The sequence below is a fragment of the Nitrosomonas sp. GH22 genome, assembly GCF_009833115.1.
GTDB lineage: Bacteria > Pseudomonadota > Gammaproteobacteria > Burkholderiales > Nitrosomonadaceae > Nitrosomonas > Nitrosomonas eutropha.
Window position 1 is genome coordinate 51,335 of the sequence record NZ_QRCA01000030.1, and the last position, 19,103, is coordinate 70,437.

The window sequence follows — 19,103 nt, forward strand, 5'->3', positions numbered from 1 at the left end:
CTGGTCCATGGCATACACCACATGTGGAGTTCACAGCTTGTCCCGCACAATCATGATCATGGCGGGAGGAACCGGCGGGCATGTATTTCCGGGGCTTGCGGTAGCTCGTGCCATGCAGGCTGAGGGCTGGCGAGTTATCTGGCTGGGTACTCGTAATGGCATGGAGGCCACACTGGTACCACAACATGGTTTTACTATTGAGCTGATCAATTTTTCCGGGCTGCGCGGCAAAAAACCGGTCAGCTATTTGTTGCTCCCCTGGAGATTGACAAAAGCCTGCTGGCAAAGTTTCTGCATATTGCATCGCCAACGCCCGCAGATTGTACTCGGGATGGGAGGTTACCCGGCGCTTCCTGGAGGAATAATGGCTGTTTTGTCTGGCAAACCGTTGCTGATTCATGAGCAAAACAGAATCGCAGGACTAACCAATAAAATACTGGCAAAAATTGCCAGCCGTATCCTGCTGGCATTTCCCGGCACCATCACGGACCAGGCAGGCAAGATTCAGGTCACCGGCAATCCGGTACGAACAGAGATCGCGCAGCTTCCGTCACCGGAAGTGCGTTATGCAAAACGGGCAGGCAAGCTGAACATCCTGGTGGTGGGTGGCAGCCTTGGTGCACAGGTATTAAATATCGTGCTGCCGCAGGCTTTGAGCATGATTCCTGGAAATCAGCGGCCATTTGTTACCCACCAGTCCGGAAAAGTTCATCTGGCTGCGTTGCAGCAAGCTTACGCTGAGCATGGTGTCACAGGTAATCTGGTCGCATTCATTGAGAATATGGCTGTGCATTACCAGAATTGTGATCTGGTAATTTGTCGCGCTGGCGCGCTAACGATCGCTGAACTGGCTGCGGCAGGAGTAGCCAGTATTCTGGTGCCTTACCCTTACGCAGTGGATGATCATCAGACGGCTAATGCGCGATTTTTGAGTGAACACAATGCTGCTGTTTTATGGCCTCAATCCGAACTGACCGCAAACTCACTTGCACAATGGCTGATGACTTGTACACGCACACAACTGCAAACAATGGCAATCAATGCACGCATGCTGGCCATGCCTGAAGCTGCACAAAGCGTAGTCACAGTTTGTCAACAACTTATTGAGACAAGCCCATGAAACATAAAATCAAGCATATTCATTTTGTAGGGATTGGTGGTTCGGGAATGGGCGGGATTGCTGAGGTGCTGATCAATCAAGGCTTCCAGATCAGCGGCTCGGATCTGAATGGCAATTCGACCACCAAACGTCTGCAATGCCTGGGTGCTGTCATTCATCATACCCACGCGGCTGAAAACATCCAATCTGCAGATGCCGTCGTCATTTCAACAGCTATCCAGCCTGATAACCCGGAAGTTATTGCAGCACGTGAACGCCGTATACCCGTGGTACCTCGGGCCATGATGCTAGCTGAGTTGTTACGTCTGCACCAGGGTATTGCAATCGCAGGCACTCACGGTAAAACCACTACCACAAGCCTGGTTGCCAGTATTCTGGCGGAAGCAGGCCAAGATCCAACGTTTGTAATAGGCGGCAGACTTAAAACAGTCGATAGCCACGCCAGGCTGGGCAAAGGAGAATTCATTGTAGTTGAGGCGGATGAATCCGATGCTTCGTTCCTCTATCTGCAACCAGTGTTGACCGTGGTGACCAATATCGATGCAGATCACATGAGCACGTACGAACATGATTTCAACCGGCTCAAACAGACTTTTGTCGAATTCATCGAACACCTGCCTTTTTATGGCATGGCAGTACTTTGTGCAGATGATCCGCATGTAAGCGCCATCATACCAATGGTTTCCAAGCAAGTAACCACGTATGGGATTACATCTGAAAATGCACAAATACGTGCCACCGATATTCGCCACGATCAATGCAAGATGCATTTCTGTGCCCATATTGGTGTCAATGGCTCGGCACGAACACTAGACATCACATTAAATCTGCCAGGCAAACACAATGTACTCAATGCGCTGGCAGCCATTGCGGTTGGCAATGAACTGAATATACCGGATGAAGCAATGGTAAAAGCGCTGGCTACCTTCGGCGGAGTCGATAGACGATTTCAGCAGTATGGTGAAATCCGTTTGCCGGATCGAAGATCTTTTACCCTCATTGATGATTATGGCCATCATCCGGCTGAAATCGCTGCCACGATGGCAGCTGCCCGCAATGCTTTTCCCGGTCGTCGCCTGGTTTTGGTGTTTCAACCACATCGCTACAGTCGTACACGGGATTTATTCGAGGATTTTGTCCGGGTGTTATCCAGTGCGGATGCACTGCTGCTGACAGAAATATATTCAGCCGGGGAAGAACCAATCATTGCTGCCGACAGCAAATCTCTGGCCCGGGCGATCCGGGTGCAGGGAAAGGTTGAGCCTATTTATATTGAACACATCAACGAGCTGAAATCCGCCGTTCATACCGTTGTACAGGAGGGTGACGTAGTTCTCATTATGGGGGCCGGATCCATTGGAAAAATCGCACCTGGCCTGGCAGAGCCAACGATGAAGCTGACACTGATAACAGGTTGATTGAAAAATATGCAGACAAAAGCCCGACTGCCAGTCGATATTAATGCTCCGAGCTTGCAGTCCCCTGCACTCGGTATCGACACACATCTGCTACGCGGCGAATTACGTCAACATGAACCCATGAAGCAGCATGTTTCCTGGCGCGCCGGTGGACACGCTGCCTATTTTTACCAACCGGCAGATCTGGAAGATCTGGCTGTATTTTTACACTTCTGGCCGAAAGACGAACCCGTCATGATGATTGGCCTCGGTAGTAATTTTCTGGTTCGGGATGGTGGACTACCGGGAGTAATGATTGCATTGCATGCAAAACTTAATGATCTGCTGCTGGTTGAACAAGAGGAGGATGGTGGCCTGATTTATGCCGGAGCGGGGGTACCCTGCGCCAAGCTGGCCAGGTTTGCTTCATTACATAACCTGGCCGGTGCGGAATTTCTGGCCGGCATTCCCGGTACGGTCGGCGGCGCACTGGCGATGAACGCAGGGTGTTACGGCTCTGAAACATGGGAACGGGTAGAGCGGGTCAGAACCATTGATCGCGACGGTACATTGCATGAGCGAACACCTGAGGATTACCGTATCGGCTACCGTCAGGTCGAATTGCATGAGGTCGTGCCGCCCGATACATCTTGCAGCTGGTTTGTCGGCGGCTGGTTCAGACTTCGCCCTGGTCAGCAGGAACCTTCCCGTCAGGCGGTCAAAGCATTGCTAGGTACACGTATCAAAACGCAACCCTTGGGATTTCCCAGCGCAGGATCGGTTTTTTGCAATCCGCCAGGAGATTATGCCGCCCGGTTAGTTGAGCAATGTGGTCTGAAGGGGTTTCGGATCGGTGATGCCATGATTTCTACGTTACATGCCAATTTTATTATTAACTGTGGACACGCTACTGCTACGGAAATCGAGACAGTGATTAATACTGTGCAAGATATCGTTTACAAGAAAACCGGGATCAGGCTGGTCACGGAAGTACGCATTATCGGACAGCACAAAGGAAACGAGCTGTGAACATTCGTGACCTTGGGAAAGTGGCTGTATTGCTGGGTGGACGTTCCGCTGAACGTGAAATCTCACTTAAAAGCGGCCATGCCGTACTGGCAGCATTACAGCGAAGCCAGGTTGATGCGCATGCATTTGATCCGGTCGACCAGCCTCTGGAAAATCTTTTAAAACAGGGCTTTGATCGGGCATTTATTGCGCTGCATGGTCGTTATGGTGAAGATGGCTCTGTTCAGGGGGCACTGGAGCTGATGGATCTGCCTTATACCGGCAGCGGCATACTCGCCAGCGCACTAGCAATGGATAAATGGCGCACAAAAATGATCTGGCAGGCGGCAGGTATCAGCACACCTGACTACGTCATGCTAGATGCTGACAGCAATTTCCAGGAAGTGACTGACAGGCTGGGATTACCGCTCATCATAAAACCTGCCCGGGAAGGTTCAACCATCGGATTGAACAAAGTGGATTACGCGCAAGATATGCAATCCGCCTATCAAACTGCCGCACAACACGATTCGCTTGTAATAGCAGAGCAGTTTATTCAGGGAATCGAGCTGACAGCAGCCATTCTGGATGATGTGCCTCTTCCGCTGGTACGAATCGATGTGACAGAAGGCCTATATGATTATCAGGCTAAATATTTTTCTGAAAGCACACGCTACACTTGTCCAAGTGGTTTGTCGGAAATATTGACAACCCGCATACAGGAACAGGCTTTACATGCTCATCGGATACTGGGATGTACCGGCTGGAGCAGAGTGGATCTGATTCTGGATAAAAATGACCAGCCTTTTTTCCTTGAGGCCAATACTTCGCCAGGAATGACTAATCACAGTCTTGTACCGATGGCGGCACAGGTTGCAGGCATTTCCTTTGATGAACTTGTTATACAAATTCTGGAGTTGAGTTGTGAATATGCTTAAAGATAAAAATCCAGATCAAGGTGATCAGGGTAAATTGATACTGTAACCAGGACATATGTGGAACGATCATCAATCCTTAAATCTTCTAGCAAACATACTGCTGACAGGCGTTCTTCTGGCCATGATCTATGCAGTAGGAATCAGGGTGCTGGCATTGCCATTTTTTTCATTACGGGAGGTTCGGGTAGAGGCTGTGGACAAGAGCCAGACAAGCAATATACGTCTAGCACATATCACCCGGGATCAGATTGAACAGGTCATACACAACTCGGTGAATGGTAATTTTATAATGATCGACCTGAAGATTTTACAAAAAGCTTTCATGGAGCTGCCATGGGTACGTTCAGTTAAAATTTCGCGCAATTGGCCACCTGCATTGGACATATTACTCGAAGAGCATAAACCGCTTGCATCTTGGGGAGAGGCAGCACTGGTCAATACGAATGGAGAAATATTTCACGCGATTATGGATAATGCACGTCTCCCGGTATTCACAGGCCCTGATAAAAGCAATCATTTGATTACACGCCAGTATCATATTTTCAACAAGCTGCTGCAGCCGACCGGGTACACGGTCACGGAGATCGCCCTGACACCACGGCATGCATGGCACGTACGACTGAACACTGGAACCTGGCTTAAATTGGGAAGGAAACAGATGGAACAACGTTTGAAACGTTATGTGGCAGTTCATACGCAATATAACGAAAGTCTGGATTGGTACGGCAACTCCACTTATGTAGATTTGCGTTATGCCAACGGGTTTGCTGTTCGCATACACTGAGTTTGTGTATTCAATTCAAGGCAAACAGAGCACCATAACTATGAAATCGGGGGATTTTCAAATGAGTAAAGTCAAGGAAGGCAAGAACATGATTGTCGGTCTTGATATCGGCACATCGAAAATCGTGGCTATTGTCGCCGAAATCAAGCCTGAGGGTGGCTTCGAGATTATTGGTCTGGGTAGCCATCCCTCGCGAGGTCTGAAAAAAGGCGTGGTGGTCAATATTGAAGCAACCGTCAACGCCATTCAGCGTGCGCTTGAGGAAGTTGAACTGATGGCGGGTTGCCGGATTAGTGATGTGTATGCCGGGATCGCCGGCAACCATATCAAGAGTTTTAATTCACATGGCATGGTGGCAATCAAAGACAAAGAAGTCACCCAGGCGGATGTGGAAAAAGTAATGGAAACTGCCAAGGCGGTCAATATTCCGGCTGATCAGCAAATACTGCACATTCTGCAACAGGAATTTATTATCGACGGCCAGGAAGATGTGCGCGAACCAGTCGGAATGAGTGGTATCCGGCTGGAAGTTAAGGTTCACATCGTAACCGGAGCAGTATCCGCCGCCCAGAATATTGCCAAATGCATCAATCGTTGCGGACTGGATGTGCGGGACCTTATCCTGCAGCCACTGGCTTCGGCTACAGCTGTACTTTCCGAAGATGAAAAAGATCTGGGGGTATGCCTGGTTGATATCGGCGGCGGGACTACTGACATTGCTGTTTTTACAGATGGCTCCATACGACATACCGCAGTAATTCCAGTGGCTGGCGATCAGATCACCAATGACATTGCCATGGCATTGCGCACACCGACAAAAGATGCAGAGGATATCAAATGCCGTTATGGCACCGCTTTGCGTACGCTGGCTGATATCCGGGAGATGGTTGAAGTGCCGGATGTGGGCAATCGTGGCGTTCGCCCGCTGTCGCGACAAACCCTGGCCGAGGTTATCGAGCCGCGCGTAGAAGAGCTCTATCTGCTGATTCAGGCAGAATTGAGACGTAGTGGTTTCGAACAGCTGCTTTCATCAGGGATTGTCATCACTGGTGGCAGCAGCTCCATGCTGGGCATGGTTGAACTGGGAGAAGAGATTTTTCATATGCCCGTACGACTTGGGTTACCTGCTTATAACGGCAGCCTGGAAGAAGTTGTGCAGACACCGAGATACTCGACTGCCATCGGCCTGGTGATGGCAGGCATGGAAGATCATCTTCATCATCACCAGGCAAAACTGAAGAGCGGCTCCACCAGACAGATTTTGGCAAAAATGAAAAGCTGGTTCCAGGAAAATTTCTAAATTAGATTTAAAAAATGTTCTGTCAACGGAATATTGTTTGAAAATTCACTATGCAATAGGAGAAATGTAATGTTTGAGATCACGAATACCGAATCCCAAGAAGCTATCATCAAAGTCATAGGTATTGGCGGATGTGGTGGCAATGCCGTAGATCACATGATCTGCAACGAGGTTAAAGGTGTTGAATTTATTTGCATGAATACTGATGCACAGGCACTCCAGGCAAATCGTGCACAAACCCTGTTACAGCTTGGCAACAATGTCACTCGGGGACTGGGTGCGGGGGCCAACCCGGATATTGGTAAAGAAGCAGCGCTGGAAGATCGTGATCGCATCGCTGAAATTGTCCAGGGCGCCGACATGCTGTTCATTACCGCAGGAATGGGGGGCGGCACCGGTACAGGCGCTGCCCCGGTCGTAGCCCAGATTGCCAAGGAAATGGGCATTCTGACCGTTGCGGTCGTCAGTAAACCTTTCTCGTTTGAGGGCAAACGCCTGAAAGCAGCACAGGCTGGAATGGAAGCACTGGCAGAGCATGTCGATTCATTGATTGTTATTCCGAATGACAAGCTGATGAAAGTGCTGGGAAATGATATCAGCATGCTGGATGCCTTCAAGGCAGCAAATGATGTGCTGTATGGTGCTGTAGCAGGAATCGCGGAAGTTATTAATTGCCCGGGACTGGTTAATGTGGACTTTGCAGACGTTAAAACCGTCATGTCCGAAATGGGTATGGCCATGATGGGTTCTGCAGCTGCCGGTGGTGTTGATCGTGCACGCATGGCCGCAGAAGAGGCCGTTGCCAGTCCACTGCTTGAAGAAATTACCCTAACGGGAGCACGTGGAGTGCTGGTCAACATAACCGCCAGTTCAGCCATGAAAATGCGTGAAGTACAGGAAGTCATGGATACCGTCAAGAAAATGACGGCTGAAGATGCAACCGTAATTGTTGGTACGGTTATTGACGAAAATATGGGTGACAGTCTGCGTGTCACACTCGTTGCAACAGGACTTGGCAATATTTCCCAACAATCCCAGAGACCCATGACCATCATCCATACCCGTACCGGTACTGATGACAGAGTATCCTCTCATCAGGTAGATGAGCCCGCTGTCATGAGAACCGGAAGAAGAAGCAACGCTGCTGTAACTGCCATGCAGCAAGCAGGAATGGATCCGATGGATATTCCTGCCTTCCTCAGAAAACAGGCCGACTGAAGATCCTCTGATAGAGATATTTCAATTATAAGCAATCTGCATTTTTATATTTTATAACGCTTGCCGGGCTGCCTCTTCGGAGACGACCCGGTAGCATTTTCGATACTGTCAGCAATCAGGCTGATCGATAAATCAGCTCTTTCGGTGAAAGCGACGTTCGTGGATTTCTTTCAGTTTATCCAGCTCCAGAATAACTTCAAATGAAAAACCGCCTCGATCGCGCCCTTTTTCTGTAACCAGCAATTTCTCCAGATAAAGAGAAAATTCTGCGTAACCCCACAATAGTCTGATCTGATCCACAACCCTTGGATAATCCCTGTCAAGAATTGACTCCTGGTTACCCAGAAAAGTGGCAAATTCTTTTATGGTGCTTTTCAGCGTCATAAAGCTTACTCCTTTCAAATTTCCAACAAGGTAGCTATTTGCTGTATCGGCTCGAGCTTATTACGGGTTTAGCTGCTTACAACTGAATATGTCATACGCCAGTGAAGTAACTCGCAGTACCGGCTGGTATATCAACTGCTATTTTGTTCTTCATTTTCATATTTTCATCAAATTGTAATAATTGGTTTCTAGAATAAATTTTTTCAACATAACCAGCTTACTATTTCATGGTCAGAGTACCTGCTCCAGCTGTCAGTCACCAACCCAAAAGCCTACGTCACAATCACAAACGCCATCTGAAAGAGCGAATAATAGAGCTGCTGCTGTTTCTGGCGGCTTTTTTTTCTGTTTTTATTACGTTTGCGATTATTTATCTGCTGATCTCAGAATCACTTGTATTTTTCGAGCATGTTTCCCTATGGGATTTTTTATCCGATACGCAATGGACACCGCTGTTTGACGATGCTCATTACGGAATTCTCCCCCTCATTTCCGGAACAGCGGTCAGTTCACTGGTCGCACTTGCCATTGCACTTCCTTTCGGCACGATCATTGCTATTTATCTCTCAGAATTTGCCCCCTTTGTCGTGAGGGAGATCGCTAAGCCATTCCTTGAGTTGCTCGGCGGTATTCCAACAGTCGTTTACGGATATTTTGCATTACTGTTCGTTACTCCTATGCTGCAAACTATTTTCCCGAATCTACCAGGTTTCAGTCTTTTATCTGCAGGGCTGGTGATGGGAATTATGATCATCCCCTACGTCAGCTCAATGACGGAAGATGCCATGCGTTCTGTACCTATGCATCTGCGAGAGGGTTCCTATGCTATCGGTGCCACACGCTTCCAAACAGCTGTCAAGGTGGTGATGCCCGCTTCACTATCCGGCATTGCCGCCGCCTATATCCTTGGTATTTCCCGCGCAGTTGGTGAAACCATGGTGGTTGCAATCGCAGCGGGTATGCAGCCGAACCTGGTATGGAATCCCATGGAGCCTGCTGCGACCATCACCACTTACATCGTGCAGGTCAGCTTGGGTGATCTGCCGCATGGTAGCGTAGGATATCAAACCATTTTTGCTGCAGGATTGACGCTGCTCTTGTTAACGCTGGTTTTCAATATCCTGGGACATCTGCTGCGTAAACGATTCCGAGAAGTTTATTGATGTGCCATGATTCATATACAGTCGCTACCGAATACTGACAGGATAGTGCATGCAGAATGATTTAATTCTCTGACCCCGATGAATAACACAGACAATATTGATGAAATTCGCACCATTATTGCCCGCCACAAACGCTGGGATCTGCTCGCGCTAGTAGCAGGTATCATCGCATTGATGATCGCTGTTCTGACATTTATTGCGTTGTTTGGCAACATGGTGATCGACGGAATGCCTCGCCTGACTTGGGAATTTTTTACTTCTTTTCCATCTCGCAAACCAGAAATTGCCGGAATTCTTTCTGCATGGGTTGGTACGACACTGGTCATGCTGGTAACGGCAGCAGCGGCTGTTCCCCTCGGCGTAGCAGCTGGCGTCTATCTTGAGGAGTACGCGCCAAAAAATTTCATTACTGAAATTATCGAAATTAATGTTACTAATCTGGCAGGGGTGCCTTCCATCATTTACGGCTTGCTGGCACTGGGGTTATTCGTTTATCAGCTTGGACTTGGGCAGAGTATCCTTGCAGCCGGATTAACGCTCGCGCTGTTGATCCTGCCAATTGTCATCGTGGCAACACGTGAAGCGATTCGATCCATCCCGGTTACCATTCGTGAAGGGGCTTATGCGCTGGGTGCAACTAAGTGGCAAACGGTTGCAGATCATGTAGTGCCTTATTCTGCCGCTGGCATTCTGACTGGTATCATTATCGGACTGGCGCGGGCGATCGGAGAAACAGCGCCAATCATTACTATCGGCGCACTGACATTTATCGCTTTTCTGCCCCCATCCCCTGTTCAGGATCAATTTCCGTTTTTGTCCTTTGAATGGCTGATGGAGCCGTTTACAGTCATGCCCATCCAGATGTTCAACTGGATCTCAAGGCCCCAGGAAGCTTTCCAGCATAATGCTGCCGCAGCCGGCTTGGTGTTAGTCCTCATGACATTATTGATGAACGGGTTGGCTATCTATCTACGCTACCATCTGCGTAAAAAAATCAAGTGGTAAATCAAAGTTATGCAAATATTTAAACCCGCCAACGCTGCTTCTCCAACTACTCAAAAGGCAGCGGTTAATAAACTGAACTTCTATTACGGAGGTTATCAGGCACTTAAAAATATTAATATGGTGGTCCATGAAAAGCAGGTAACCGCCTTGATCGGACCATCAGGCTGTGGCAAATCAACTTTTCTGCGGTGCTTTAACCGCATGCATGATCTTTATCCGCACAACCATTACGAAGGTGAGATTCTCCTGTATCCGGACAATGAAAATATTCTCTCGCCCGAGGTTGATCCAATCGAAGTCAGAATGCGGATCAGTATGGTATTTCAAAAACCCAACCCCTTCCCCAAATCAATTTTTGAAAATGTGGCCTACGGTCTTAGGATAAGAGGCGTCAAGCGTCGCTCAATTCTGGAAGAAAGAGTAGAAAATGCGCTACGTAATGCCGCCTTATGGGGAGAAGTCAAAGATCGGCTGGGAGATCTCGCATTTAACCTTTCAGGAGGTCAGCAACAACGATTGTGCATCGCCCGCGCACTGGCAACCGATCCAGAAATTCTGTTATTCGATGAACCCACTTCTGCACTGGATCCAATCGCAACTGCCAGCATCGAAGAATTGATTTCAGATATCAAAAATAAAGTGACGATTCTGATTGTGACCCACAACATGCAGCAGGCAGCCAGAGTTTCAGACTATACTGCCTACATGTATATGGGGGAATTAATTGAATTTGGTGCTACTGACAATATTTTTATCAAGCCAAAAAACAAACAGACGGAAGATTACATAACCGGTCGGTTCGGTTAGGAAAATTCCTGTTTTTTATGTTCATGACATTTCTTTGAAGTTTTATCAGCTTTCTGGAGCAATTCACAAAGGCTGGATCGGCTGATACGGATGCTACCGCAACCTCGACAATCCGGCTTCAAGTATTCTCCTGTAACCAACTGGCAACTACTGGAGCAAAATAAGTCAAGATCGCATCGGCACCTGCGCGTTTGCACGCCAGCAATGCCTCGGTAACACAGGCTTTTTCATCCAGCCACCCGTTCATCCCCGCTGCTTTCAGCATGGCATATTCACCACTCACCTGATAAACAAAAGTGGGTACACCCAGTTTGTCCTTCACTCTACGTACGATATCGAGATAAGGCATACCGGGTTTGACCATGATCATATCCGCGCCTTCCTGGATATCCAACTCTGCTTCCCATAACGCTTCATCCGAATTGGCCGGATCCATCTGGTAGGTATATTTATTACCCGCCCCCAGCATAGCAGCGGAACCAACCGCATCCCGGAAGGGGCCGTAAAAACTGGAGGCATATTTGGCCGAGTAAGCCAGTATCCGCGTATGAATGAGACGGTCACGATCCAGTATCGACCGGATCGCAGCGATCCGGCCATCCATCATGTCAGAAGGTGCTACAACATCCGCCCCGGCTTCGGCGTGCATTAACGCCTGCCGCTCCAGCACACTGACAGTTTCATCATTCAACACATAACCATTAGCATCAATCAGACCATCCTGACCATGACTAGTATACGGATCAAGTGCCACATCGGTAATTACACCCAATTCCGGAAAACGTTTTTTCAACTCCCTTACGGTGCGGGGCACCAGGCCATCAGGATTATAGGCCTCATCAGCGATCAAGCTTTTCAGGGAAGTATCAATAACCGGAAAAATTGCCAGTGCAGGGATTCCCAAACGCAGACATTTCTCTGCCTGAAACAAAAGCAGATCAACACTCTGCCGGACAATACCGGGCATTGATGCTACTTGCTCTTCACGCTTACTGCCATCTAGTACAAATACCGGGTAGATTAGATCATCCACCCGCAAGTGATTTTCCCGAACCAGGCGACGGGAAAAATCATCTCGGCGGTTACGGCGCATTCTTTTTTGTGGAAACTGGCTGAAAAATGTCATGTTTATGTCTGGAAATAAAAAAATTAATGCATCACGGAACTAACTCCAATTAGTTCTCTCTTATAAATAGGTAGTTGTTAATAACTGCCTCTCGCCTTCCCTCCCTGAGGCGAGGCCTTACAAGCAAGGCGATTCTCCCCGGCTTAATCCCCTTTAGCCGGGGTTTTTTTTTGATTGCTGATTTCACTGTCATTCAACTGCTGTACCCTAGCACCTCCTTCATCAAACCAGTCTTGCAACAACCGGGAAGCCTCTTCTGCTCCCTCAGAGGTTAAACTGGAAAAAATTTGTACTGTGCAGCCAGAGTAACTAGTAGACAAGAACTGCCTGACCTCATCTAATACCGCGAGCGCCTTACTCCGGCTTAGCTTGTCAGCTTTGGTCAGCAGAACATGCACCAATTTCCCCGTTTGCGCAAACCATTCCAGCATCTGCAAATCCAGCTTGGTTAGTGGATGGCGTATATCCATGATCAATATCATACCGTACAACGCTTGACGAGTTTGCAGGTAGGTGCTCAGTAAATGTACCCAGTGCTGACGAATGGCTAGAGGCACTTGCGCATAACCGTATCCCGGAAGATCGACCATGAAACACTCCTCTCCAAGCTGGAAAAAATTAATATGTTGCGTCCGACCAGGTGTTTTGCTGGTAAAAGCAAACCGCCCTCTTCCCACCAATGTATTAATCGCGCTTGATTTTCCTGCATTTGAACGCCCGGCAAAAGCAATTTCAACACCAGTTGCTTGCGGCAAATCCTTGATATGGTTGACTGTCGTGTAGAATTCAGCGTGCCTGAAAAGCGGGTGTACCATAGTGCGTTGTCCTGATGTTTATTTTTTGTTGTAATCGAAGTTACCCGATTTCGCAATAATAGCCAGCCCCTCCAGCACCAAGCTATCGACAACCCGATGAGGAATGTGAATATGCTGAGCCAGCAACGCAGCACCGCCACCCGTCATGATAACTTCCGTCAAGGTTTGTTTCTCCGAATAGCCGGAAAGCAGGCGATACATTCGCTCCAGCGCACCACTTAATGCCTGAATCATGCCGCTGTACAACGCGTTTTCAGTATTAACTGGAAAATTCTGGAAACAGCCGGAAACAGGTGCTGCTAATGTTCCGGCACAACCTGCTAGCACTTGTTTCATCGCATCCGGCCCGGGTACGATAATGCCCCCTAGAAATTCACCCGTGGAGGACAGCGCATCGACTGTCATGGCAGTACCCACATCCACGACCAGGCACGCTCGCTGTACCCTATACCAAGCGGCAATCAATGCTGCCCAGCGGTCACAGCCCAACTGCTCTGGTTTGGTATAGCGACTGGTTACACCACATTGACTGGCACTTGCCGTAATCCAGTGCGGCTGGACATACCATGGTTTTAACAACGCTGTTAAATCGTCTGCAGCTTGTAATCCGGCCACATTGGAAATCAGCACCGATGCAGGTGGTGCTGGCAGCAGCGCCCAGGCTTGTTTCAGCACCATGCGTTCACTTTGCAGTACACTGCCACGCACCAGCCACTGATCACCCGTGTGCAACCCCCATTTGATAGCAGTATTACCGGAATCAATCGCCAGCAGAAAAGAGGATACGTTCATTCAATTAGAGAATCTCTGATACCCGTATCAGATCAGCCCGCGCAGAGAAACCTCTCCACTTCTCACTTGCACGATACCTGCCGGGGTATTGATCTGCAAGGCACCATCGGGTGCAATACCGATTGCGATTCCATTTTTGACAGCACCATCCGGAAAACTAATCTGCACAGCTTTATCCTGATAAGCATGATGACGCTCCCATTCCTCCACAAAAGGCTCGAAACCATGCTGTTCAAATGTATCAAGCATCTTGGCCAGTTCTTTCAACAAAATAGCCAACAACCGATTTCTGTCCGGTATTTGTCCTGCAACACTGGCAACATCGGTTACCTTTTGATCAATCTGAGATTTTGTAACGTTAGAAAGTCTAAGATTCAGCCCGATACCAATAATCACGGTACCTGGATTCAACATATCCCCATGCAGCTCAATCAGCACTCCTGCTAGCTTGTTGTAACCAGATAACACATCATTCGGCCATTTCAGTGCGATGTTACGAATTCCAAATAATGTCAGTGCACGAACAATTGCCACACCCACTGCCAAACTCAACCCGGAAAGAGCATTTACTGCACATTGCGATGGCCATAAAACAGAGAAAATCAGGCTGTCTCCCAGCCCTGATACCCATGTACGTCCACGCCGCCCGCGCCCTTGCGTCTGTAACTCCGTAACCAGAACTTGCTTTAATCTGCCAGCAGAAGCGCCCTGATCAATCACACGCTGCAGCAGCAGTGAATTAGTAGATTCAACAGCCTCCACGATTTCTATTTGTATGGAATCCGCATATTCGGCAAGATAGTGGTGTATTTGTTCACTGTCCAGCCATTGCGTTGGATTCAACCAGCGATACCCTCGACCACGAATCCTGTGTATTACCAACCCGTAGCAATCCAGATCATTCAACGCATTGGATATGCTGGCGCGGGAAACATTCAGTGCCTGGCCCAGTGCTGTGCCGGAATGATAGTTTCCATCACTCAGCATTCTCAGGATAGTAAATGCAAACGGATTCATATTAAATTTCCTACCAATATCTCGCGAGCACTTCTGATTTATTCACTTCGAGCAATCTTATTGTTGTGGTTTTCCCGATCAGATATACCATAATGAAAAAAGCGGAGTAATCCGCTTTTTTCATTACTTGACATGCCTCTGGCAAAATTTATCAGCGGCACACCCCTCCTTGTAAATAAATCTAACTTAACGTTCTGAAGCACGCAAATGTTCGATAGCCTTTCGCACGCTCTTGGTAGCAACATCAACATGGCCTTCCTCTGCATGTTTGATCGCATCTTCTAGATATTTAATTCCATGAAGAACATGTGCATTGGCCTCACCACTCTCACCAGCAGCCTTGGCGTGGGCCAAACTTTCTTTTGCATGCTCAAGCAATTCATCGGTATGACCTTCTTTACCATATACCACGGCCTCATCCGCATGCATCAACGCTTCATCCAAATGAACGGTATGCGAATCTGCATATACCTGTATGCTCAAGAACAATGCAGCAGCAAAGACTGTGATCATACTTATCGGAGTTCTTTTCATAACAGCTTCTCCTCTTATGTAAACTGATTACTCCCTCTAAAATACATCAGAGGAAGCAATCAGTTTTTCAATTTTCTGATACGATTTTAATGTCCAGAATGTTCATGTTCAGAAAGTTCGGAAGCACGCAGGTGATCGACCGCTTCCTGAGCATGTTTGGTGGCAACATCAACATGCCCCTCTTCAGCGTGCTTGATAGCGTCTTCCATATGTTTAATACCGTGGTCGGTATGTGTATTGCCTTCACCGGCCGCTCTGGCAGCTTTGGCATGCATCAGGCTTTCCTTTGCATGCTCAAGCAATTCGTTAACATGACCTTCTTTACCATGTACTACAGCCTCTTCCGCATGCTTCAACGCTTCATCCAAATGAGCAGTATGCGAATCTGCATACACCTGCATGTTCAAGAACAATGCGGCAGCAAAGATTGTGATCATACTTATCAGAGTTCTTTTCATAATAGCTTCTCCTCTTGTATTGGTTGGTCAAGATGTATGAATCTTTTGTAACAATAATACGACGAATAAGCAGGGAATAAAGCCAACTGATGTTACAGACAAACCCCGCCACATTTTGTGCAGAACTCACACGATTATTTTTATACCACAGATCATTATTAACAGATAGCATTCACCGATCTGAATAATCAGATACCGCGCAATAATTCATTAATCCCGGTTTTGGAGCGAGTCTTTGCATCGACCTGTTTCACAATCACCGCACAATACAGACTGTAGCGGCCATTATCAGCCGGTAGGCTCCCGGAAACCACCACTGATCCTGAAGGAATCCGGCCATAGGTAACCTCTCCGGTTTCACGATTGTAAATCCTGGTGCTTTGGCCAATGTATACACCCATTGAGATGACTGAATTTTCACCAACAATGACACCTTCAACAATTTCAGAACGTGCGCCAATAAAGCAGTTATCCTCAATAATGGTGGGGCTGGCCTGCACTGGCTCCAGTACACCACCAATACCAACGCCACCGGACAGATGAACATTTTTGCCAACTTGCGCACAGGAACCTACAGTTGCCCAGGTATCCACCATGGTGCCTTCGTCAACATACGCGCCAATATTCACATAGGACGGCATCAGCACCACGTTATTCGCGATGAAAGCTCCTTTACGAACAGCAGCTGGTGGAACCACACGAAATCCGCCATCACGAAAATCACGTGAGCTGTAATCAGCAAATTTGGATGGAATCTTGTCAAAATAATTAGAGAATCCACCCTTGATAAAATAATTATCTTCCATGCGGAAAGACAACAAAACAGCCTTTTTAACCCACTGACGGGTTACCCATTCGTCGTTAATTTTCTCGGCAACTCGCAACTTGCCGGTATCCAGCATATTGATAACCTGGGCGACCGATTCCTTGAGATTGGCCTCAACATTACGAGGGGTAATTTCAGCACGCCTTTCAAAAGCATCTTCGATGACAGCTTGTAATTGCTCCATGTGACTCCTAACTAAAAAATAATCAGATCAGAACTTTCTAGCGATATCCTTGATTCGCTCCATTGCCTCCATGCACTCTGCCACCGGCGCAACCAGCGCAATCCGCACAAAATGCTCACCAGGGTTAAGGCCGTGTGCCTCTCGTGCCAGATAACTGCCAGGCAGTACAGTAACACTTCCTTCCCGATATAAACGCCCGGAAAATTCGATACCACTGACAGGCACCTTTAACCATAAATAAAACCCGGCATCCGGCATGCTAACAGGCAAGGTATCGCTCAGTATACGCATGGCACCGGCAAATTTTTCACGATACAGTCGCCGGTTTTCAACCACGTGCTGCTCATCACCCCATGCAACAGTGCTGGCTGCCTGCACAGCCGGATTCATGGCACTGCCATGATACGTCCGGTAAAGCAAAAACTTTTTGAGAATGGCAGCATCCCCTGCCACAAAACCAGAACGCATGCCCGGCACATTGGAGCGCTTGGAAAGACTGCTGAACACAACCAGCCGGGGAAAACCATTGCGGCCTAACTTCTCTGCCGCCTCCAACGCCCCCAGAGGAGGGTGATCCTCATTGAAATAGATTTCTGAATAGCATTCATCCGCTGCAATTACAAATCCATAACGATCAGACAAATTAAACAGAAGTTGCCATTCATCTAGTGTTAGCACCTTACCAGTCGGATTATTGGGTGAACAGATATAAGTCAGCTGAGTACGTTTCCACACCGAATCAGGCAACTGAGCGGCATCCACTGAAAAACCATTTTCTGGAAGCTGATTCAAAAAATAGGGTTCGGCACCAGCCAGCAATGCAGCACCTTCGTAGATTTGATAAAAAGGATTTTGGCAAACCACTACAGGTTGCATAACCTCGCGCGCATCGGCATCAATAACCGCCTGGGCAAATGAAAATAATGCTTCCCGACTGCCATTGACCGGGATAACTTCGGTATCTGGATTGATAGCAGCCAAGCGATAGCGCTGTGTTAGCCAGCTCGCAATGCTGATCCGCAGCTGGCTGGTTCCAAGTACTGTGGGATAATGTGCCAGCCCTTCAAGATTATTCACTAACTCTTGTCTGATAAACTCGGGCGTATCGTGTCTTGGTTCTCCAATATGCAAACCAATGGGGGTCAGAGAGGCATCACTCAGCACGAGATTCTCAAATAGTCTGGTAAGTTTTTGAAACGGGTATAACTGAAGGCTTTCCAGTAAAGGGTTCATACTTTTCAGGATTATCCACAAATGTGGTGCTTGTGGAGCAGGTTAGGGAGGCAGTAAAAATGTTAAGCACCAATTATAAAGGGCACTGGCAACGTTGACCAAACAAAAAAAATTATTGCCGATAGCCAGTCTATTACTGGGTGCTGCCGCTTGGGGAGTAGCCTGGTATCCTTACCGTCTACTGGAACAGGCCGGTATGCGGGGCGAATTATCCACTGCGCTGACTTACTCCATTGCGTTGTTGATCAGCCTGGCTTTATTCAGGAAACAAATCCGGATCTCTGAAGTACTTAATACGACAGCCTGGATTCTGCTCTGGATCAATCTGGGCGCAGGCTGGACTAGTATCGCCTATGTGCTCGGGATTATTCACGGCGAAGTTATGCGGGTTCTGCTCCTGTTCTATCTGGCACCGCTGTGGACTATTTTATTTTCCCGCATTCTGCTGCAAGAACGGCTAAGCAGACAAGGTTATCTGATCATTCTGTTATCTCTGACGGGTGCTTTACTTCTGCTCTGGCAGCCGGAAGGCGGGTTGCCCCTGCCAACTTCCTACGGTGACTGGATGGGGCTATCGGGTGGATTTGCTTTTGCACTGACCAATGTCCTGATTCGCAAAGATCAGCAGCACAACATCCACTTAAAGCTGATGGCGGTACTCTCTGGCGCTGCCCTGACCGGGTTTGTCGCCACCCTGCTCATGGGAAATACTTCTGATATCACCCATCTGCCTGCCAACGTATGGCTGATATTGCTCGGTGCAGGCGGGCTAGTTTTTTCCCTCAGTATATTGCTGCAGTATGGAATGACCCATGTACCGGCCAATCAGGCTATTGTAATTATGCTGTTTGAGCTGGTGGTCGCAGCTGTAGCCGCCTGTTTTCTGACCGACGAACATCTGACAAGTAGAGACTGGGCGGGAGGACTCGTGATTGCATCTGCCAGCCTGTTTTCTGCCCGGATCAATCAGAACCAGGATCTGCGAAAGTAATCT

At 48.1% G+C, this 19,103-nt stretch carries 20 protein-coding genes; 11 read left to right on the plus strand and 9 right to left on the minus strand.

The features are described from left to right. Nucleotides 1-7 precede the first annotated feature (7 nt). The 7 genes from murG (at nt 8) to ftsZ (ending at nt 7,765) form a co-directional block, all read left to right on the plus strand. Nucleotides 8-1,120 carry an undecaprenyldiphospho-muramoylpentapeptide beta-N-acetylglucosaminyltransferase gene (murG, locus tag ABF86_RS09520; protein WP_074455762.1) on the plus strand — a complete coding sequence of 371 codons (1,113 nt, stop codon included), beginning with the start codon at nt 8-10 and terminating at the stop codon, nt 1,118-1,120. Then, nucleotides 1,117-2,538: a UDP-N-acetylmuramate--L-alanine ligase gene (murC, locus tag ABF86_RS09525; RefSeq protein WP_074455763.1), complete on the plus strand. Its 1,422-nt coding sequence runs from the start codon at nt 1,117-1,119 to the stop codon at nt 2,536-2,538. The genes murG and murC overlap by 4 nt, the downstream gene beginning before the upstream one ends. 9 nt (nt 2,539-2,547) lie before the next feature. Next, nucleotides 2,548-3,546 (plus strand): UDP-N-acetylmuramate dehydrogenase, encoded by a 999-nt coding sequence (murB, locus tag ABF86_RS09530; RefSeq protein ID WP_176752578.1) that lies wholly within the window; start codon nt 2,548-2,550, stop codon nt 3,544-3,546. Further along, nucleotides 3,543-4,463 (plus strand): D-alanine--D-alanine ligase, encoded by a 921-nt coding sequence (locus ABF86_RS09535; protein WP_074455764.1) that lies wholly within the window; start codon nt 3,543-3,545, stop codon nt 4,461-4,463. Before murB ends, ABF86_RS09535 begins: the two co-directional genes overlap by 4 nt. Before the next feature lie 55 nt (nt 4,464-4,518). Beyond that, complete coding sequence (locus ABF86_RS09540) at nt 4,519-5,247, plus strand: cell division protein FtsQ/DivIB (protein ID WP_074455765.1); 729 nt, start codon at nt 4,519-4,521, stop codon at nt 5,245-5,247. Between the two features lie 61 nt (nt 5,248-5,308). Next, nucleotides 5,309-6,547: a cell division protein FtsA gene (ftsA, locus tag ABF86_RS09545; RefSeq protein WP_011633369.1), complete on the plus strand. Its 1,239-nt coding sequence runs from the start codon at nt 5,309-5,311 to the stop codon at nt 6,545-6,547. A gap of 69 nt (nt 6,548-6,616) precedes the next feature. Next, nucleotides 6,617-7,765, plus strand: a complete 1,149-nt coding sequence (ftsZ, locus tag ABF86_RS09550; RefSeq protein WP_074455766.1) for a cell division protein FtsZ — start codon at nt 6,617-6,619, stop codon at nt 7,763-7,765. Nucleotides 7,766-7,897: 132 nt separating this feature from the next. On the opposite strand, the gene ABF86_RS09555 is transcribed toward ftsZ, so the two are convergent. Then, a complete protein-coding gene (locus tag ABF86_RS09555; RefSeq protein WP_074684648.1) occupies nt 7,898-8,149 on the minus strand; it encodes a hypothetical protein in 252 nt (83 codons plus the stop codon). A gap of 227 nt (nt 8,150-8,376) precedes the next feature. Between ABF86_RS09555 and pstC the strand changes: the two genes are divergently transcribed. The 3 genes from pstC to pstB all read left to right on the plus strand — a co-directional run bounded on the left by pstC (nt 8,377) and on the right by pstB (nt 11,124). Further along, nucleotides 8,377-9,312: a phosphate ABC transporter permease subunit PstC gene (gene pstC / locus ABF86_RS09560; protein ID WP_074684647.1), complete on the plus strand. Its 936-nt coding sequence runs from the start codon at nt 8,377-8,379 to the stop codon at nt 9,310-9,312. Nucleotides 9,313-9,390: 78 nt separating this feature from the next. After that, nucleotides 9,391-10,317, plus strand: coding sequence for a phosphate ABC transporter permease PstA (pstA, locus tag ABF86_RS09565; protein WP_074684646.1), 927 nt, complete (start codon nt 9,391-9,393; stop codon nt 10,315-10,317). A 9-nt stretch (nt 10,318-10,326) separates the two neighbouring features. Next, a complete protein-coding gene (gene pstB, locus ABF86_RS09570) occupies nt 10,327-11,124 on the plus strand; it encodes a phosphate ABC transporter ATP-binding protein PstB (protein ID WP_074455769.1) in 798 nt (265 codons plus the stop codon). 118 nt (nt 11,125-11,242) lie between these two features. Here the strand turns inward: pstB and hemB are convergent, their stop codons facing one another. From hemB to dapC, 8 genes are all read right to left on the minus strand, one after another. Then, entirely contained in the window at nt 11,243-12,250 is a 1,008-nt protein-coding gene (gene hemB / locus ABF86_RS09575; RefSeq protein ID WP_074684645.1) for a porphobilinogen synthase, read from the minus strand. Between the two features lie 143 nt (nt 12,251-12,393). After that, nucleotides 12,394-13,065, minus strand: coding sequence for a ribosome biogenesis GTP-binding protein YihA/YsxC (yihA, locus tag ABF86_RS09580; RefSeq protein WP_074684644.1), 672 nt, complete (start codon nt 13,063-13,065; stop codon nt 12,394-12,396). 18 nt (nt 13,066-13,083) lie between these two features. Then, entirely contained in the window at nt 13,084-13,857 is a 774-nt protein-coding gene (locus ABF86_RS09585; RefSeq protein WP_074684643.1) for a type III pantothenate kinase, read from the minus strand. A 27-nt stretch (nt 13,858-13,884) separates the two neighbouring features. After that, a complete protein-coding gene (locus tag ABF86_RS09590) occupies nt 13,885-14,874 on the minus strand; it encodes a biotin--[acetyl-CoA-carboxylase] ligase (RefSeq protein ID WP_074684642.1) in 990 nt (329 codons plus the stop codon). A gap of 186 nt (nt 14,875-15,060) precedes the next feature. After that, complete coding sequence (smbP, locus tag ABF86_RS09595) at nt 15,061-15,408, minus strand: small metal-binding protein SmbP (protein ID WP_011633359.1); 348 nt, start codon at nt 15,406-15,408, stop codon at nt 15,061-15,063. 86 nt (nt 15,409-15,494) lie between these two features. Beyond that, a complete protein-coding gene (gene smbP / locus ABF86_RS09600; protein WP_011633358.1) occupies nt 15,495-15,866 on the minus strand; it encodes a small metal-binding protein SmbP in 372 nt (123 codons plus the stop codon). A gap of 188 nt (nt 15,867-16,054) precedes the next feature. Beyond that, nucleotides 16,055-16,876, minus strand: a complete 822-nt coding sequence (gene dapD, locus ABF86_RS09605) for a 2,3,4,5-tetrahydropyridine-2,6-dicarboxylate N-succinyltransferase (protein WP_011633357.1) — start codon at nt 16,874-16,876, stop codon at nt 16,055-16,057. A 27-nt stretch (nt 16,877-16,903) separates the two neighbouring features. Beyond that, a complete protein-coding gene (gene dapC, locus ABF86_RS09610) occupies nt 16,904-18,109 on the minus strand; it encodes a succinyldiaminopimelate transaminase (protein ID WP_011633356.1) in 1,206 nt (401 codons plus the stop codon). Nucleotides 18,110-18,203: 94 nt separating this feature from the next. Between dapC and ABF86_RS09615 the strand changes: the two genes are divergently transcribed. After that, nucleotides 18,204-19,100: a DMT family transporter gene (locus ABF86_RS09615; protein ID WP_011633355.1), complete on the plus strand. Its 897-nt coding sequence runs from the start codon at nt 18,204-18,206 to the stop codon at nt 19,098-19,100. The last annotated feature ends 3 nt before the right edge of the window (nt 19,101-19,103 follow it).

What these genes read in the sequence shown, in the direction of transcription:
- dapD (WP_011633357.1), bottom strand. Translation starts at nt 16,876, where the DNA reads ATGGAGCAATTACAAGCTGTCATCGAAGATGCTTTTGAAAGGCGTGCT.
- murB (WP_176752578.1), top strand. Translation starts at nt 2,548, where the DNA reads ATGCAGACAAAAGCCCGACTGCCAGTCGATATTAATGCTCCGAGCTTG.
- ABF86_RS09555 (WP_074684648.1), bottom strand. Translation starts at nt 8,149, where the DNA reads ATGACGCTGAAAAGCACCATAAAAGAATTTGCCACTTTTCTGGGTAAC.
- ABF86_RS09540 (WP_074455765.1), top strand. Translation starts at nt 4,519, where the DNA reads ATGTGGAACGATCATCAATCCTTAAATCTTCTAGCAAACATACTGCTG.
- pstC (WP_074684647.1), top strand. Translation starts at nt 8,377, where the DNA reads ATGGTCAGAGTACCTGCTCCAGCTGTCAGTCACCAACCCAAAAGCCTA.
- ftsA (WP_011633369.1), top strand. Translation starts at nt 5,309, where the DNA reads ATGAGTAAAGTCAAGGAAGGCAAGAACATGATTGTCGGTCTTGATATC.
- dapC (WP_011633356.1), bottom strand. Translation starts at nt 18,109, where the DNA reads ATGAACCCTTTACTGGAAAGCCTTCAGTTATACCCGTTTCAAAAACTT.
- murC (WP_074455763.1), top strand. Translation starts at nt 1,117, where the DNA reads ATGAAACATAAAATCAAGCATATTCATTTTGTAGGGATTGGTGGTTCG.
- pstA (WP_074684646.1), top strand. Translation starts at nt 9,391, where the DNA reads ATGAATAACACAGACAATATTGATGAAATTCGCACCATTATTGCCCGC.
- ABF86_RS09590 (WP_074684642.1), bottom strand. Translation starts at nt 14,874, where the DNA reads ATGAATCCGTTTGCATTTACTATCCTGAGAATGCTGAGTGATGGAAAC.
- ABF86_RS09585 (WP_074684643.1), bottom strand. Translation starts at nt 13,857, where the DNA reads ATGAACGTATCCTCTTTTCTGCTGGCGATTGATTCCGGTAATACTGCT.
- smbP (WP_011633358.1), bottom strand. Translation starts at nt 15,866, where the DNA reads ATGAAAAGAACTCTGATAAGTATGATCACAATCTTTGCTGCCGCATTG.
- pstB (WP_074455769.1), top strand. Translation starts at nt 10,327, where the DNA reads ATGCAAATATTTAAACCCGCCAACGCTGCTTCTCCAACTACTCAAAAG.
- ftsZ (WP_074455766.1), top strand. Translation starts at nt 6,617, where the DNA reads ATGTTTGAGATCACGAATACCGAATCCCAAGAAGCTATCATCAAAGTC.
- murG (WP_074455762.1), top strand. Translation starts at nt 8, where the DNA reads ATGGCATACACCACATGTGGAGTTCACAGCTTGTCCCGCACAATCATG.
- yihA (WP_074684644.1), bottom strand. Translation starts at nt 13,065, where the DNA reads ATGGTACACCCGCTTTTCAGGCACGCTGAATTCTACACGACAGTCAAC.
- smbP (WP_011633359.1), bottom strand. Translation starts at nt 15,408, where the DNA reads ATGAAAAGAACTCCGATAAGTATGATCACAGTCTTTGCTGCTGCATTG.
- hemB (WP_074684645.1), bottom strand. Translation starts at nt 12,250, where the DNA reads ATGACATTTTTCAGCCAGTTTCCACAAAAAAGAATGCGCCGTAACCGC.